Here is a 17,428-nt window from a genome sequence, read left to right on the forward strand (position 1 = left end):
ATAAAACAGGTGTATATACCTGTTTTATTAATACACAATATATATTTTCTTAATATTTACTTGTATAACTTATTTATTCCATAACTACCTAACATACAATTATTATAATCAAAAAAACTTAACTTACAACTAATTTGTCAAGTTGAATCTTTATATTAGTTAAACAAGCCTAATATTAAACCACCATATTCAACAATTAATGGACCAATTACCAATGACATAATTGCCATAAGCTTTATTAGTGTATTAAGTGTTGGTGCTACTCCATCCTTTAATGCCTTTCCAACAATACCAGCTTCAATTGCAGAATTGTAAGCATCTTCACCATTTTTTTCATAATTTATATGTTTTTTCATATCATTAAATGAACATCCTGTATTTGCCATAAATACTGCTAGAAGAACTCCTGTTACAATCCCCCCACATATAAAACCACCTAATGCTTCTACCCCTAAAATAAATCCAATAAATATTGGAGATGAAATGGCTAGTATAGCTGGTTTTACAGTCTCTTTTAACGCAAATGATGTAGTATCATTAACATATATTTTATAGTCTAGCTCATAATTCATAGCTATTTTGTTATCTGTTTCTTTTACTTTATTAACTATTTTATTCGCAGATTTCAATATTGATTTTAACATCAATGAACTAAATAAAAATGGCATAGTTGCTCCAGCTAAAACCCCTGTTAAAGTAATCGGATTTAGTATATTTACTCCCTCGAGACTAACTAATTGAGAAAAACAAATAAATAACACTAAAGATGTTAATGTTGCTGAACATATAGCAACTATCTTACCCTTAGATAGTGTTGTATTTTCCATATTATCTAACTTATCAGCTATTGTTATTTCATTATTTGTAATACTCAAAATCCCGCTTGCATTGTTATAAATAGTACTATAACCATTAAGTGATATGGTTAATCCTATTGTACAAATTATTCCTATAACCGATAAAGATATTCCATATAATCCACTAGCATTATTATCTCCACCACCCATTATATAATATGAAGTTATTATACTTAATATTATTACTACTATAGGAATAACTGTAGATCTCATTCCTGTAAATATTCCTGAAATAATTGTATTAGATGTGCTTAGTTCACATTCTCTACTTATATTTTTAACTGGCTTATATTTTGATGATGTGTAAAATTCTGCTGATTTACTTATTATTAATCCTGCCAAAACTCCTGATGTAGAAGCTATAAAGCCATTAAAATCTCCAAATAATATTTTACTTAATATTGCTGATGATACTATAACTATAGCTTGTGCTATATAAACACCTGTATTAAGATTGTTATGAGTTTTTTCTAATTTAATATTTCTATTAAATATTCCACCAACTAAAGTTGCAATAATTCCTATTGATACTATTATCATTGGATACACTATAGCTTGTTCTACTAAATCTGCTGCAACAGAAGAGCCCAAAGTTATAGTAGCAATTATTGCTCCCACATATGACTCAAACAAATCAGCAGATACCCCTCCAATTTCTCCAATATTATCGCCAATATTGTCAATTAAAATCAAAGATTTTTTTATATTTATATCCGCTTTTAATGATAAATTAGAACTTATATTACATGATTTTGAATATATTCCTCCACATATCCTTGAAAATAAAGATATATAAGATGCACCTAACCCAAAGCCTGCCAAGTTTTTCACATTGCCACTAAAAACCATATAAATTGTAGCTATGCCTAATACCCCTAAGGCTACAACTCCCATGCCAATTATAATTCCACCTGAAGAGGCTATTTTTGAAGCATACTTTATTCCTTTTTTAGTTCCTTGTGCCACTTTTACATTTGTAAATGTTGCAATACATACACTAATGTATACTATTACCATAGAAAAAAGTGCTCCAACTAAAAATGATATTCCTATTTTAATTCCTGTTAATAAAGATACAGCTACTGCAATAATTACACCAACTAATAACAAATAGATGTATTCTTTCTTTAAAAACAACTTAGAACCATGTTTTATAAGATCTGATGCCTGTAATATTTCAGGTGTAACATCTTCCTCATTATGTATTTCCTTAACTAAAAAAAATGTAAATATAAGTGCTATTATTCCACTCATAGCTACATATAATACAACTGCATTCATAATTTATTTTCTGCCTCCTAATTACAATACTAAAATTTTATCATAAAATGAAGTTCCCACTTAGTTCCTCAACATAATTATATTTCCACTAAAGCAATATAAAAAAAAGCCAACTTAACTACTAAAATACTTTAATAGGTCTTTAAGTTAGCATGGTCCTATGATTATTTTATTAAATTTAAAGCTATTGTATTTGCAGCAAATAATACTGCCAATGCCACTGTTGTTTTTGAAAGTAGTGCTTCCTTAGTTCTTGATTTGTTTTTGCTAAAGAATGTCTCAGTTGAACCTGTTACAAATCCTTTTAAGCCGTCCGCCTTACTTGGTTGCATTAATACAACAACAATTAACAAAAGAGCTAATACAACTTCTGCTACAGATAAAAATGTATTTACCATTGCACTAAACCTCCATTTCTCCATACCATATTATAATCCTATATAATATATTATCATATATTTACATATAGTACAATGCCAAAATAAACTGCAATCTCAAGTTTATTATATTTTTTTCTTTTATATAAAAAGCGAAGTATTAAATTACTTCGCTTTTGTTTAAATAATCTAGTTTTATATTATTTTTTATTTTTTATATTATAAAATGCATCTCTTCCTCTATATTCACCCATATCTGCTAATTCTTCTTCAATTCTTAGTAATTGATTATATTTAGCAACTCTTTCTGATCTAGCTGGAGCTCCTGTTTTTATTTGTCCTGCATTAACTGCTACAACTAAATCTGCTATAGTAGTATCCTCAGTTTCTCCTGATCTATGAGAAACAACTGCTGTATATCCTGCTCTTTGAGCTTTTTCTATAGCGTTTAAAGTCTCTGTTAATGTTCCTATTTGATTAAGTTTTATAAGTATAGAGTTTGCTACACCCATTTCTATACCCATATCTAATCTTTCAGTATTTGTAACAAATAAATCATCACCAACTAATTGAATTTTTCCTCCAAGTTTTTCAGTTATATACTTCCATCCATCCCAATCTTCTTCTGCCATACCATCTTCAATTGAGATTATTGGATATTTATTGCATAAATCTACATAATAATCAGCCATTTGCTCTGGTGTTAAAACTTTTCCTTCACCTGCTAAATTATATTTTCCATCTTCAAATATTTCAGAAGATGCTGGATCAAGTGCTATAAACATATCTTCTCCTGGAGTATATCCTGCTTTTTCTATAGCTTCTATTATTATTTTTATAGCTTCTTCATTAGAACTTAAATCTGGTGCAAATCCACCTTCATCACCAACTCCTGTTGAATGTCCTTTTTCTTTTAATAAAGATTTTAATACATGATATACTTCAGAACACATTCTTAGTGCTTCGCTAAAGCAACAAGCTCCAACTGGCATAATCATAAACTCTTGAAGGTCAACATTATTATCTGCATGTTTTCCTCCATTTATTATATTCATCATTGGAACTGGAAGAACCTTAGCATTAACTCCTCCTATATATTGATATAAAGGAAGTCCTAGATATTCAGCTGCTGCTCTTGCACAAGCTAGTGAAACACCTAACATGGCATTAGCTCCTAATTTTCCTTTATTGTTTGTTCCATCTAACTCAATCATAGTATTATCAATAGATACTTGATCAAATATGTTCATTCCTATAAGTTCTTCAGCTATAGTTTGATTTACGTTTTCTACAGCCTTTAATACACCTTTTCCATTGTATTTTTCTTTATCATCATCTCTTAGTTCTACTGCTTCAAATATTCCTGTAGAAGCTCCTGATGGAACCGCTGCCCTTCCTACTGTACCATCTTCTAATGTTACCTCAACCTCCACTGTTGGGAAACATCTTGAATCAAGGATTTGTCTTGCATAAACGTCTACGATTTCAACATAATTTTTCATTATTCTTACCTCCTAATAATCTATAACCATTGAAGTTTTGAAAATAACAATAATAGTATTATCTTAACATTCAATATCAATACATTAATGTTTCTATAGTAATATTTTCTTCAACTTCATTACTTTTTATTCCTTAGAATTTATTTCTTTAAAATTATTATATATTCATTGATAATTATTTTCAATTCATTGTTTTTATCAATTAAATTTTTGTAACTGTTTACCTTTTCCCTTTGTTAATCAGTCTACTATATAGTTTGCTAAATTTTATAAAAATTCAGTCTTTTATTGTTATTTTATAAAATGATTTCAAATATTTTTCATTTAATTTAAATTTTTTTCGAATACTTAGTTACTTTATTAAATTATTATTCATTTAAATATATATTTTTTATTATTTTAAGACACATTATGAATGAAAGTTAATATATTAATAATTAAAGAATATATTATTTTTAGGAGTTGATAACTTATGAAAAAATTTATTTGTTTTGTAACTATACTTTCCACAATTATGCTTTTTGGATGTTCCTCTAAACCTAATTCAGTATCTGAGACTTCTGTGCAATCTACCCCTGAAACTTTACTTTCTGATTCCTCTAGCGATGATACTTCTAAAGATATTCCAAGTGAAATATCCTTAGAATCAACTAATAAAGATACTAACTCAAAAATTGAATCATCAAAACCAATAGAACAAAAAAAATCATCAACAAATTCTAATAAAACTAATTCTAAATCTGAAAATAAACCTGCTACAAACAATAATCCATCTGAAAAAGAATTAATGAATCTTGTAATAAATGGTGAAAATGCCTTAAGATCTATATTTAAAGGCTCTGCATATCATTCTAAAAATATTATAATTAAAGATGATTTTTACTATGGTGAAGTTACTGATTTTAGTTCAAAAGATGATATGAAAAAAGTTTTAAGTCCTTATTTTACTGATAGTACAATAAATACTATATTTGAAAAATATTTAATTGAAAAAGATGGTAAATTATATTTCACAATAGGTGATGGTGGTTTAAGAGTTGACTATAACACATGTAAAAAGGAATTCTCTTATAATAGTAATAAGATAACTATTAAACTCATAGATAATTCTCATGCTGATGATGTTATTACTGAAATTCGAACCCTTGAGTTAATTAATGGGAAATGGTTATTTACAGATTTCTGGTATGTATAGATTCTAAAATCAATTATTTTTATGGCACATTCCTATACTCAATAGGAGTGTGTGTTTTTTTAATCTTAGTATTTAAAACCACATAAATATTAATATTTAAATAACTTGAATATACATTTTTAGCCTTATAAAAAATTATATAAAATTACTTTTAATAAATAAATTTATTGTTTTTTTACATAAGAAAATAGCCATATATAATAGGCGTATCTATTTTTATTTCTACCCATTATACATGGTTATTTTTAAGGATCTAAACTATTTTAATTTAGATTTAAAACTTAACATTTAAACCCTAGCTTCGTTTAAAGCATTGACTATATAGTCTGTCTCCTCTATAGACATTCCATACCAAATAGGAATACTAAGGATCTGGTCAGCTATTTTTTCCCCTATAGCAAATTCTCCCTTTTTATAACTTAAGTCACTATAACACTCTTGAAGATGTATAGGTATTGGATAATGTATTAATGTGTTTATCCCTTTATTTTTCAAATAATTTTTAAGCTCTTCTCTTCTCTCACTTTTTATTACAAACAGATGCCATACTTGTTCTATATCGTGAAAATTTTTGGGAGTGATTATTGAAGGATTTTTTATATTTTCTATATATCTTTTAGCAATTAGTTGTCTTTCATTATTCCATTTTGATAAAGATTTTAATTTAATCCTAAGTATAGCTGCTTGAATCTCATCCAATCTAGAATTTATTCCCTTATATTTATTGTAATATTTTTTCTCTGATCCATAATTTCTTAAAGCTATTATTTTATCATATATATCTTTATCATTAGTAATTACAGCTCCACCATCACCTAAAGCCCCTAAATTTTTACCTGGATAGAAACTATAAGCTCCAGCATCTTTAAAAGTACCCACCATTTTATCTTTATATTTGGCTCCATGAGCCTGAGCACAATCTTCTATTACTTTAAGACCGTATTTATTACCAATTTCCATTATTTTATCCATATTCGCAGGTGTTCCATAAAGATGTACAGGAATTATGCATTTTGTTTTCACTGTTATTTTTTCTTCTATAGCTTCTACATCTATATTCATGGTTTCAAAATTTGGTTCTACAAAAACTGGTTTAGCCCCTACATAAGATACCGCTAAAGCTGTTGCTATATAAGTATTTACTGGTAAAATCACTTCATGTCCTTCACCTATACCATTAGCTTTTAATGATAACACTAAAGCATCTAATCCATTTCCACAGCTAGCACAATACTTAGCACCAGTAAATTTAGCAAATTCCTTTTCAAAAGCTTCAACTTCTTCTCCTAAAATAAAGTTACTTTTATTATATACTTGTATAAGTTTTTCCTTAATTTCTTTTTCTAACTCTTTATGCATTGGGTCTAGATTCAAAAATTTAATATCCATATCTACTCCTATTAAAATTAATCTCTATAACCTTAGTTCATAAAAATCATAAGCTATAGCCCTTCCTCCAAACATTTCTTTTTGTCTTATTAACCCATCATTTAGATACATACCATTATTTTCTGTTGATATTCCAAAATCAAAATAAAGCTTTTCCTTGTAATAATCATTTATTAAATAATAAATAATTATATCCAAGGCTCCAGAGTCCCTTCCTTCTTCAGACACAGCCATGTATTGAGTATGAACTGTACTTTCATTTTCATATATTATAGTACCTGCAAGAATTCTTCCATTCTTATGGCAAGTAAATAACTTTATATTATTTGGAAATTTTTGTGACAAGCTTTCAATTTCAACTCCTGTGTGCACTGGTTTAACATTATGCTTTTCTTTTAGCACCCTATATTCTAAATCTATAAACTCTTTGAAATCAAAGCTTCTAGTAGCTTCCAATCCATTTTTTATAGCTTTATTTATAGCGCATTTTCTTCCTTTTGATAGTTTAATTTTTTCATTTAAAAATATTGTAGATGAGATATCTCTTCGTATAAGTTTAAATCCATATCTATATAAAGCATACAGGTCTTCTTGTGAGGGTAATTTATTATAAATATACGGAATTGGTTTATATACTATACTTTTAATGTGATTCTGCTTACAATACTTTATTATTCCATTGAATATATCTAAAACCTGGCTAGCTGTTACTGATATGTCTAATATAAGTCCTCCAAAGGTTAGCCCTCCATGACTTATAAGTTCTAATTCTTTATTGCTATTTATTCTTACAATTGCTGGTAATACTGATATTATTTTATTACTTTTACTTATTATAAATGAGTGGTCAAAAAACCGATCTTTATGATAATCCATGTAATTTCTATCAAACATAAAATAACCATTTTTAGCTTTAGTTATAAATTGATTCCACTCCTCTTTTCTATTCTCAGTATAACGTTCTATATAAAATTCACTCATGGATTCACCTCTTATAACTCATCTATAAGTTCTGCATATCCAAAACCTTCTTTTCCAAAATCATTTCCATTGTAAAAAATATAAATTTTATCTCCAACTTTTATAGGTGCTGGATAAGCAAATTCTTTCGAATCCCACCCACTTTTTGACAACTCAAAACCAGCCTCTTCATCTTTTCTATTCCAACTTAATCCATCATCTGATATGGCATATCCTGATAAATATTTTCTATCTGTAGTTCCATAAGTGTAAAACATATGGTATTTACCCTTTTCCAGAAAAACTCTTGGCCTTCCTATTCTATATTCTTTATCCCTACACTCAACGCAAACCAAACCTTCTTTAGAAAAATTAACCCCATCATCTGATTCATAATATCTAGTATCATATTGAGGATATGGAATACCATCTATAACTTCCCATCCGTTTCCTATTCCTCCCCAAGCCTTCCATTTACCATTCATATGAATAACTGTGTGTAATGATCTTATATATAACTCTTCATTGCTTCTATCCAACACAGGTGCATTACTATATCTTTTAAAACTTTCTCCATTATCTTCACTAATAGCAAGACCAGTATAAGCCAAGAATTTTACTCCTTTGACTTTTTGAAATCCAACATAATACATATACAATTTTTCATTTACCGATAGAATATCACCTAAAATAACGCCATTATCATCAAATGCTCCTTGTTTACCAATATTTAATATAGGTTTTTTTGAAACTTTCTTTATTTTAGATGGATTTTTAGAATCTAAATCCACATAAAATATTCTTCCAACTCCCTCTTTGTCTCTAAAGCTACTATACACTCTTATTGTATCTTCATTTATTAATATTGGCGTTGGAGTCAACGCTGAGTTATCTGCATACTTACTCTCCCCATTAGGCCCATATATAAGCCCTTTTTTTGTCCATTTCATATATTATCACATCCTAATTTATATCTATATTTTAATCATTAATTAATTTATAAAGCCTTATATCTTAAACTTTTCATATACAGTTTTATTTATAGATTTTCCTGGACTACCTACATATATATTTCCTTCTTCTAATATATCCTTGGCTATTACTGATCCTGCTCCAACAAGAGTATCTTTTGCTATGGTTATTGTGTCAACTAATGTACTATTTACCCCTAAAAAACAATTTTCCATAACTTTACAATATCCAGATATAACAACATGAGAGGATATAAAGCAGTTGTCACCAATACTAGCTCTATGACCTACGTGATTTCCACTCCACATAACCACATTATTGCCTATATTTACATTGTACTGAATAACATTGTTCTCAAAAATAAATGTATTCTCTCCAATCTTAGCATTTCTCCATACAAATGCATTTGAACTTACATAAGATACAAATTTATATCCTTTTGCCTTAACATCATTATATAATCTTGTTCTAACTCTATTAAGTTTTGTAAATGTTATTGCTGTAAACACCTTGTACTTGTCATTTGGATAAAGTTTCTCTATTTCTTCAAGAGGTATAACTGGAAGATCAAATAAACTTTCCTTTGTCATGTATTCTTTCTCAACAGCAAATGCTACAACCTCATAAGAGGAGTCATGGGTAAAATATTCATAAGCTATTTCAGCGAATTCTCCATCACCTATGATTACTATATATTCTTCTTTTAATTCATTGCTCTGCTTAGTTCCTATCATATAAAAACCTCCTCAAGTATTAATTTACACTCTCTAAGAATTTATTATAATCTCTTATATAATCTTCTTCCTTATAATAATCAGAAGCCAAAACAACTAGCACAGCTTCTTCTGAAAATTCAAACATTTCTCTCCATGTGTTTGGTCCTATATATAATCCTAAATTTCGCCTATCTAAATTAACTACACTTTTTTCCTTACCATCATCTAGCAAAACTTTACACTGTCCATTTATGCAAATTAGTATCTGCTGTAGTGTTTTATGGGCATGTTTTCCTCTTACTATCTCTTTCTTTGTATCATACATATAATAAATACGTTTTATTTCAAATGGTATATTCTTAAGTTGCTCTATAGGAACTAAAACACCTCTATAATCACCTATTTCTTTGAAGTTATATAATTTTATATCCATTAAATTTATCCTTTCACAAAAGTGCTTGTACCAAATTTACATGTTTAATAATTGTCTTATTCCATTTTTATAACAGCTATATAAATACTCTTTTGCTTCTTTGGTGTCACTAATTTCAATAGAAAAATACTTCTCATAATCATATATCTTATCCATATTCATTCTAAACCATAGCTTTAAGGTCCTTAAAAAAGTTTCTCTATCCTTTATAAATTTGCCACTTGAATATGAATATGTTATAAGATAATACCAATCTATTGCTCCCCAAATTTGAAGCATACTATCAAATGTATTTTGATTTGAATGTATCCTAAAACAACTTAATGGCTCTCTTATATAAACTGCATTTCCTTTGCTTAAAAGTTTAAGCCAAGATGCAATATCACCTAAACACCTCATGGTATACCCTTTATAATTGAGTAAGATATCCTTCATATCCTTTTTTCTAAACATAACCGTTGAAAATTCACCAATGACATTGGCCATATTCTCTAAAATATATTGTCCTAGCTTCTCTCCATCTATGATTGAAGTTTGCTGTACAAATGGTTTTGTCACTTGAAGATCTTGTAACATAGAACCCTCACCATTTATGACATTTCTATAAGATGTTACAAGAGACACACTTTCATCATTAATAATATATTGAAGCATTATTTCTATCTTATTGGGTGAGAATACATCATCCTGCATCAAAAAGTTTACATATTCTCCATGACAAACATCAAAACACTTCTGAAGATTTACAGCACCTCTTTTTCCAAGAGGACCTCCATTATTGTAATATTTTATATTTTTATATTCTCCTATATATCTATTTACCATGTTTTTAATGTTATCTGTTGTACTATCATCACATATTATAATTTCAATATTTTTATATGTCTGATTCAATGCACTTTCTAATGCTATCTTAAAATAATCTACTTCATTGTAGGCAGGTATTAGAATACTTACTAAGGGATAATTTTCATTATTAACTTGTCTATTGTTTATATATTCTTCTATAAATATCTTATTATACTCTTCATATCCATCTAAACTTACTTTTCCACAATCATGAACAAACCAAGGATTAAACTGATTTAAAACTCCTACATCATAATTTTTTCTGTAAAATTCCATGCATTGAGATATATCATAAAAATGCCAACCCTTAAATACATCTTCTCTCCACTCTACATCTTTAGATGTTATTAATATTAATCCATCTATTGCCTGAACTTTTTTATATTCTCCTTCAAAATTATTAAAGCTTAACAAACTCATACTTCCCGTATGGCTATCAAATACTTTTCCATAGCATAAGCCTTCCCACCATATACCATTAGTAGGAATTTTGTTAGTACCAGCACAACCAAGTAACCCTAAACTCTCATTATCTATAAATATTCTTAAAACATCGCTAATAAACTTTTTGTTTAAAATCCAAACATCCTGATGTAAATATACCTTATATTTAGCATTGGTTGAATTCATTGCTAAATTATATCCCTCTGCTATACTTGAAGCATTCTCTACAGCTATTATATCTATTGAAAATTCGTTGCAAGATTCTAATCTTTTTATATAATCAGTAGCTATATTAAATTTTTCATTATTATTTATACAAAATATAAATGCAATCTTATTACTATCTACGTTTTCTAGTGGCCTCACATTATCTTCTTTACTTTTATTTAAATATTTTATTTGTATCTGGTTTTTACATTGCAAAAAATTTATTAATACTTTATCATAAAGAATAACAACGTGATATTTATGAATATTTTCTTTTAACATAGCTTCAATAAGATCTTTTTTAGAATCATAAACTAACTTTTCTAATATTAATGTTCCATTATTTTTTATAAAATTAATTGAATTCTCCATATCTTTTTCAAAAACACAATTTTTAGTACAATCTATATATATATAATCAAAACATTTAGGTAGCTTGGAATATGATATTGAATCATATTCATATATATTTATAGAAGTATCTTCTTTGTGATCTTCTTTACTACTACATTCTTCTATCATATTTATAAAGTTTTTGTCTCTTTCTAACCCATATAAGTTAGCTTTTTTAAATATATTTTTTAAATATATAAGATTATTCCCAACCCCACAATTTAAATATAAAAAGCTAAAATCATTTCCTGTCTCCTCAATTAAAACATCAGCTAGATTTCTGTTAAGCCTCAATAAATCCTTACATTCATCATTAAATTTATTACAAAATTCACTGCTTTTACTCAATAATTTATATAAAATTGATATATCTATCATCATTGTATAAATACCACCTTTTGATTTTATTTTAAATCCTTACTTTAAGCAGTATTAGTTTCCTATGATTATAGTCTTTAATGTTAATTTAAAGAGTCTGCTATGAAAATCTTGTTTAACCCATTATCATATTCTCTAAGACATAAAGCTTTAAAATCTATCAATAAATTTTTTATTAACTCTGCCTTATAAATCTCTGCATTAAAGTTGTGTATTATAATTATTATTTTTCCACCCTTATTAATATGATATTTAATTTTTCTTATAATTTTTAAATTCATTTCTAAACTTATTTCTTTTAATAATACGTAATCAAATTTGACTTTATTATTTTCCTGAATTATTTCATCTAAACTAGAAGCTATTTTCCCAATGTGGTTTAAATTAATAAGAATATCCTTATTAGCTTCTACTCCATACAAATCTGAATTTTTATATTTATTTTTTATACTTGTTAATGTTCCGCCCCCATTACATCCTATTTCTAAAAATGAAAATTTTTCAAATGTACCTCTATCTATATAATTAGGAACATCTAAATGTATACTTAATAATTGGGAGTAATTTATATTCCACTTTTCCTGAAATTTATTATAGTTAGTTTGAAGTAATTCATTTAATTTTTCTCTTCCTTTTCCAAAAGACACGCTTCCAAAATGGTGAATATATACATCCTTGCATAGCATTAACCTATATCCAGCTTTTCTAATTCTTAGACTATAGTCATCATCTTCAAAATTTCCTGGTGAAAACCTTTCATCTAATAAGCCTACTCTATCTAAAACTTCTCTTTTTATAAGCATACAAAAACCAATTAGTCTAAGACGTTCCTCCCACATTTTTTCATTTGAAATATTCACTCTTTTTGCAAAATCGTTTAAGTTTCCTATATCATATATAGCCCCAATAGCTTGGAAATTTGAACAACTATTAGTTATAGCTCCAACTGCTCCTATAGTTTTATCACTATATAAGCAAGTTTTTAAATTTTCAAGCCAATTTGTGGTAACTATGATATCATTATTCAGCAAAAGTATATCATTTTTCTCGGCAATTTCTATTCCTTGATTACAAGCTGTTGGAAATCCTAAATTTTCTTTATTTAAGATGTATTTTATATCTTGTTGTTCTTTAATCCATTCAATGGTCCCATCTGATGAATTATTATCTACTATAATTAACTCATACTCATCTCTTTTCGTATATTTTCTTATACTTTCTATACATAATTTTGTATATCCAATATTGTTGTAAGTTATAATTAATATACTAGTTTTCATAAATCAGCCCTCATTATATATAATTTTCCATATACCTTTTTCTAGAAATCAATTTTTAAAATATACAGAATAAAAATCCTACATATATTCAATATATGTTTTTCATTTAATAAATGTTTCTTATATATTTAGTAATATTCATAATAGTTTTTTATCAAACAGTGTCTATTACTATATAAAGCATTCCTACTTTTTAAATTATTAGATATAACTAAATTTATTCTAAGCTTTTATTTGAAATTCAATTAAAAATAAAAACTATTAAAGTTTTTTAAATTCTGATAACTTTAATAGTTTTTATTACAAAAAATTTAATTTTAAAAATCATATCTTACCTAGTTAAATCTAAAGTTTTTATTTTCCCACTAAGAAATATTTACTATATTAATGCTATTAAAAGAACCTATGTCTTCTATCAATTAGTTTGCAATCTAAATCTGGTTGAACTTTTCCCAACTCCTTAAATTTTCCATTCAAGAAATTTCTATTATATTCAACTTTTGGTGAATTAGGAACATATATAGCTGTCATCTCATTATAATAGTATGCTGCATCATAATCACCTATTATAGAATAACAAACACAAAGCTGTATACTAGGAATCCAAGTATAGTAATCCTTATGATCTATTCCTAAATTATCTTTTTCATGAATACATCCCATTGCAACCTTATACCAAAAAATAGCTTGATTATATTGCTGTTTTTCCATAAATTGTTCAGCTAATCTACAGCAAATATCAGCCCTCGGAATGTCAAACTCAAAGGATTTTAATATTATTTCCATACATTTTTCCTTTTTATTGGTTAAATTGTAGCATTGTATTAAATTTGCTGTAGCAGTTTTTTTATCCTCTACCCATCCTTTTCCAGTATCCAAAAAATTTTCATACTGAATTATAGCTTCTTTAAATAAACCATTATAATATAATTCATTGGCATAATAAAAATTGTCTCTTACTGAAAATTCAATGTTTTTCTTTTCCATAGCTCTAAATATTTCTAAATTTCTATTTCCATGTGGTTTCATCTTTCCATGATTTATACTTATATCTGGATGAATAATATTTCCGAATACTTCTAGATATTCATGAATACACCCTATCCATTTAAAATCTTTACTTTTTTTCACTAATCTATTTCTTTTTAAAGAATAAGTTGTATTACCCTTTGCATCTCTACTCAAAGAATAATTCATGCTTACTGCATCTACATTATTGTCAAAGGTAACTTTTAGTTCCTCAATCTTTTTTATATTTTCATTTGTTATATAATCATCTGCATCTAGCCAAAAAATATATTCTTTTGTAGCCTTACTAAAAGCAAAATTTCTAGCAGCTGAAAAATCATCTATCCACTTAAAATCATAAACTACAGCATTAAATTTTTTTGCTATTTCTTTTGTTGAATCTGTAGAACCTGTATCTACTATAATTATTTCATCCACAAATGATTGTGCTGATTCTAAACATCGCTCTAATGTTTCCTCTTCATTTTTTACTATCATACATAAACTTATAGTAATACTCATTTTTACACCTCATACTAAATTAATAATGATTAATATAAATTCAACTAAACATCCAATAGAATTGTATTTAATAAAGTTCCTTCTCATTATATTTTAAAATACATACTGGTTACATTTAATAAGTAGTTATAATTCAATGTATATGGAAAAGAAACTCTACTCCTTAATTACTTTTTTAAAAAGCCCTTAAAGTTTAATACTATAAGGGCTTTTGATTTTATAATTATTGTATTTCTACTACTCTAAGATCTGCCTGAACATCTGCTACTGTTGAATATTGAATGTCACCTCCACTAGTATTTAAAAGTCTTATTACTAGAGGGGTTGTAGTTACTTGTATTAAAGCATTCCCATACATTTGACCAGAAACTATTATTGGAATAGTAGTCTTAACTAAAGTTGAAGTTCCATCATTTATTGCAAAAGATATCTGAGTAATATCCCCAGCACCTTCTATACCAATCCACCAATCAATCAAATAATTTCCTGCACTAGAGAATGTTATTTCTCCAGTACCTGTGTTATAGCTAATATCACTTGACAAATTGACAACAATTGTATCAAATATTACTGGTGAATTATTACTAACTATGCCTGATTGCTGGGTTTGTGCTTGTATTAGCAATCCTCCAAGTAGTCCAATTGGTCCTGTTGCTCCAGTTGCTCCTGTGTCTCCTGTTGCTCCAGTAACTCCTGTTATTCCAGTGGCTCCAGTAACTCCTGTATCTCCTGTTGCCCCAGTAGCTCCTGTGTCTCCTGTTGCTCCGGTAACTCCTGTTACTCCAGTGGCTCCAGTTGCTCCTGTGTCTCCAGTAACTCCTGTGTCTCCAGTAACTCCTGTGTCTCCAGTAACTCCTGTGTCTCCTGTTGCTCCGGTAGCTCCTGTTATTCCAGTGGCTCCAGTGGCTCCTGTGTCTCCCGTTACTCCAGTGACTCCTGTATCTCCTGTTGCTCCGGTAACTCCTGTTATTCCAGTGGCTCCAGTGGCACCTGTGTCTCCCGTTACTCCAGTGACTCCTGTATCTCCTGTTGCTCCGGTAACTCCTGTAACTCCGGTAACTCCTGTTACTCCAGTTGCTCCAGTGACTCCCGTATCTCCAGTAGCTCCTGTGTCTCCTGTCGCTCCAGTTGCTCCGGTAACTCCTGTTACTCCAGTGGCTCCAGTGGCACCTGTATCTCCTGTTACTCCAGTGGCTCCAGTAGCTCCTGTGTCTCCTGTCGCTCCAGTTGCTCCAGTTGCTCCGGTAACTCCAGTGACTCCCGTATCTCCAGTTGCTCCAGTGGCACCTGTTACTCCAGTTGCTCCGGTAACTCCTGTTACTCCAGTTGCTCCTGTTGCTCCTGTATCACCTGTTGCTCCAGTTGCTCCTGTGTCTCCTGTTACTCCAGTTGCTCCTGTGTCTCCTGTTACTCCAGTTGCTCCGGTAGCTCCAGTTACTCCTGTTGCCCCAGTAACTCCTGTATCTCCTGTTGCTCCTGTAGCTCCTGTATCTCCTGTCGCTCCAGTTGCTCCGGTAACTCCTGTTACTCCAGTGGCTCCAGTGGCACCTGTATCTCCTGTTACTCCAGTGGCTCCAGTAACTCCTGTGTCTCCTGTCGCTCCAGTTGCTCCGGTAACTCCTGTTACTCCAGTAGCTCCTGTTGCTCCTGTATCACCTGTTGCTCCAGTAGCTCCTGTATCTCCTGTATCTCCTGTTACTCCAGTGGCTCCAGTAACTCCTGTATCTCCTGTTGCTCCGGTTACTCCTGTTACTCCAGTGGCTCCTGTGTCTCCTGTCGCTCCAGTTGCTCCGGTAACTCCAGTGACTCCCGTATCTCCAGTTGCTCCAGTGGCACCTGTTACTCCAGTAGCTCCTGTTGCTCCTGTATCACCTGTTGCTCCAGTTGCTCCAGTAGCTCCTGTATCTCCTGTTGCTCCGGTAGCTCCCGTTACTCCAGTGACTCCTGTATCTCCTGTTACTCCAGTGGCTCCTATTACTCCAGTGGCTCCTGTTATTCCAGTTGCTCCTGTTATTCCAGTGACTCCAGTTGCTCCAGTGGCTCCAGTAACTCCTGTATCTCCTGTTGCTCCAGTAGCTCCTGTGTCTCCTGTCGCTCCAGTTGCTCCTGTATCACCTGTTGCTCCAGTTGCTCCTGTTGCTCCAGTAGCTCCGGTGGCACCGGTTATGGACTCTACTGATTCCAATATTACCATATTGGCCCTTATAGTAGTGGCTTGTCCATAAGTTACTAATCCACTATTTATACTTTTTAAAGTTAATGTTAATGGAACTGATGTTACATTTATATATGCGTCACCAACAACTTCACCAGTTTTTGATGCTGAATTTCCAACTATATTATCTCCTGCAGATGTAGTTATTGAAAACTTAACAGCCGCAGGTCCTAATGCACTTTGCACTGCTACCCACCAAGTAGCATAATACGTACCTATTTGAGATATTGTTACCTCTCCTGTTAACGTGTTATAAGATATATTAGGGCTTAAATTTATTAATACTGTATCAAATATAACATTTGAATTGGGACTTACAGTACCACCTGCTACTCTTTGTATCTGCAATCCTTGTCCAATTATTGCCATTTTATCACCCCACTGTTTTTACTTAACCATCTTCGACAATAGTATTCATTAGTATATTATGATTTATTTTAATTAAGTTTC

Annotated in this window: 13 protein-coding genes; 1 reads left to right on the forward strand and 12 read right to left on the reverse strand. The window is 29.8% G+C overall.

The window, feature by feature from the left end:
* Nucleotides 1–155: 155 nt before the first annotated feature.
* The 3 genes from BM119_RS06215 to eno form a co-directional block, all read right to left on the reverse strand.
* Nucleotides 156–2,138, reverse strand: a complete 1,983-nt coding sequence (locus BM119_RS06215; protein WP_090039840.1) for a sodium-translocating pyrophosphatase — start codon at nucleotides 2,136–2,138, stop codon at nucleotides 156–158.
* 164 nt (nucleotides 2,139–2,302) lie between these two features.
* Complete coding sequence (secG, locus tag BM119_RS06220; protein ID WP_090039842.1) at nucleotides 2,303–2,536, reverse strand: preprotein translocase subunit SecG; 234 nt, start codon at nucleotides 2,534–2,536, stop codon at nucleotides 2,303–2,305.
* A 179-nt stretch (nucleotides 2,537–2,715) separates the two neighbouring features.
* The gene (eno, locus tag BM119_RS06225) at nucleotides 2,716–4,017 is read right to left on the reverse strand and encodes a phosphopyruvate hydratase (protein ID WP_090039844.1); all 1,302 of its coding nucleotides are present in this window, start codon (nucleotides 4,015–4,017) and stop codon (nucleotides 2,716–2,718) included.
* A gap of 472 nt (nucleotides 4,018–4,489) precedes the next feature.
* Between eno and BM119_RS06230 the strand changes: the two genes are divergently transcribed.
* Complete coding sequence (locus BM119_RS06230) at nucleotides 4,490–5,212, forward strand: DL-endopeptidase inhibitor IseA family protein (RefSeq protein ID WP_090039845.1); 723 nt, start codon at nucleotides 4,490–4,492, stop codon at nucleotides 5,210–5,212.
* A gap of 288 nt (nucleotides 5,213–5,500) precedes the next feature.
* On the opposite strand, the gene BM119_RS06235 is transcribed toward BM119_RS06230, so the two are convergent.
* The 9 genes from BM119_RS06235 to BM119_RS06275 all read right to left on the reverse strand — a co-directional run bounded on the left by BM119_RS06235 (nucleotide 5,501) and on the right by BM119_RS06275 (nucleotide 17,347).
* A complete protein-coding gene (locus BM119_RS06235) occupies nucleotides 5,501–6,601 on the reverse strand; it encodes a DegT/DnrJ/EryC1/StrS family aminotransferase (RefSeq protein ID WP_090039847.1) in 1,101 nt (366 codons plus the stop codon).
* Nucleotides 6,602–6,625: 24 nt separating this feature from the next.
* Nucleotides 6,626–7,582 (reverse strand): GNAT family N-acetyltransferase, encoded by a 957-nt coding sequence (locus BM119_RS06240; protein ID WP_090039848.1) that lies wholly within the window; start codon nucleotides 7,580–7,582, stop codon nucleotides 6,626–6,628.
* 11 nt (nucleotides 7,583–7,593) lie between these two features.
* Complete coding sequence (locus tag BM119_RS06245) at nucleotides 7,594–8,511, reverse strand: glycoside hydrolase family protein (RefSeq protein ID WP_090039850.1); 918 nt, start codon at nucleotides 8,509–8,511, stop codon at nucleotides 7,594–7,596.
* A 57-nt stretch (nucleotides 8,512–8,568) separates the two neighbouring features.
* Nucleotides 8,569–9,267, reverse strand: a complete 699-nt coding sequence (locus BM119_RS06250; protein WP_090039852.1) for an acetyltransferase — start codon at nucleotides 9,265–9,267, stop codon at nucleotides 8,569–8,571.
* A gap of 19 nt (nucleotides 9,268–9,286) precedes the next feature.
* Nucleotides 9,287–9,682 carry a sugar 3,4-ketoisomerase gene (locus BM119_RS06255; RefSeq protein ID WP_090039853.1) on the reverse strand — a complete coding sequence of 132 codons (396 nt, stop codon included), beginning with the start codon at nucleotides 9,680–9,682 and terminating at the stop codon, nucleotides 9,287–9,289.
* Nucleotides 9,683–9,718: 36 nt separating this feature from the next.
* Nucleotides 9,719–11,956 (reverse strand): glycosyltransferase, encoded by a 2,238-nt coding sequence (locus BM119_RS06260; protein WP_090039855.1) that lies wholly within the window; start codon nucleotides 11,954–11,956, stop codon nucleotides 9,719–9,721.
* 80 nt (nucleotides 11,957–12,036) lie between these two features.
* The gene (locus BM119_RS06265) at nucleotides 12,037–13,233 is read right to left on the reverse strand and encodes a glycosyltransferase family 2 protein (RefSeq protein ID WP_090039856.1); all 1,197 of its coding nucleotides are present in this window, start codon (nucleotides 13,231–13,233) and stop codon (nucleotides 12,037–12,039) included.
* 393 nt (nucleotides 13,234–13,626) lie between these two features.
* The gene (locus BM119_RS06270; protein WP_090039858.1) at nucleotides 13,627–14,763 is read right to left on the reverse strand and encodes a tetratricopeptide repeat-containing glycosyltransferase family 2 protein; all 1,137 of its coding nucleotides are present in this window, start codon (nucleotides 14,761–14,763) and stop codon (nucleotides 13,627–13,629) included.
* Nucleotides 14,764–14,986: 223 nt separating this feature from the next.
* Nucleotides 14,987–17,347 (reverse strand): beta strand repeat-containing protein, encoded by a 2,361-nt coding sequence (locus BM119_RS06275; RefSeq protein ID WP_090039859.1) that lies wholly within the window; start codon nucleotides 17,345–17,347, stop codon nucleotides 14,987–14,989.
* Nucleotides 17,348–17,428: the final 81 nt, after the last annotated feature.

The organism is Clostridium frigidicarnis (genome assembly GCF_900111985.1).
Lineage (GTDB): Bacteria > Bacillota > Clostridia > Clostridiales > Clostridiaceae > Clostridium_Z > Clostridium_Z frigidicarnis.

Coding starts and splice junctions, on each gene's coding strand:
- BM119_RS06215 (WP_090039840.1), bottom strand. CDS start 2,138: ATGAATGCAGTTGTATTATATGTAGCTATGAGTGGAATAATAGCACTT.
- BM119_RS06250 (WP_090039852.1), bottom strand. CDS start 9,267: ATGATAGGAACTAAGCAGAGCAATGAATTAAAAGAAGAATATATAGTA.
- BM119_RS06275 (WP_090039859.1), bottom strand. CDS start 17,347: ATGGCAATAATTGGACAAGGATTGCAGATACAAAGAGTAGCAGGTGGT.
- BM119_RS06255 (WP_090039853.1), bottom strand. CDS start 9,682: ATGGATATAAAATTATATAACTTCAAAGAAATAGGTGATTATAGAGGT.
- BM119_RS06260 (WP_090039855.1), bottom strand. CDS start 11,956: ATGATGATAGATATATCAATTTTATATAAATTATTGAGTAAAAGCAGT.
- BM119_RS06230 (WP_090039845.1), top strand. CDS start 4,490: ATGAAAAAATTTATTTGTTTTGTAACTATACTTTCCACAATTATGCTT.
- BM119_RS06235 (WP_090039847.1), bottom strand. CDS start 6,601: ATGGATATTAAATTTTTGAATCTAGACCCAATGCATAAAGAGTTAGAA.
- secG (WP_090039842.1), bottom strand. CDS start 2,536: ATGGTAAATACATTTTTATCTGTAGCAGAAGTTGTATTAGCTCTTTTG.
- BM119_RS06240 (WP_090039848.1), bottom strand. CDS start 7,582: ATGAGTGAATTTTATATAGAACGTTATACTGAGAATAGAAAAGAGGAG.
- eno (WP_090039844.1), bottom strand. CDS start 4,017: ATGAAAAATTATGTTGAAATCGTAGACGTTTATGCAAGACAAATCCTT.
- BM119_RS06245 (WP_090039850.1), bottom strand. CDS start 8,511: ATGAAATGGACAAAAAAAGGGCTTATATATGGGCCTAATGGGGAGAGT.
- BM119_RS06265 (WP_090039856.1), bottom strand. CDS start 13,233: ATGAAAACTAGTATATTAATTATAACTTACAACAATATTGGATATACA.
- BM119_RS06270 (WP_090039858.1), bottom strand. CDS start 14,763: ATGAGTATTACTATAAGTTTATGTATGATAGTAAAAAATGAAGAGGAA.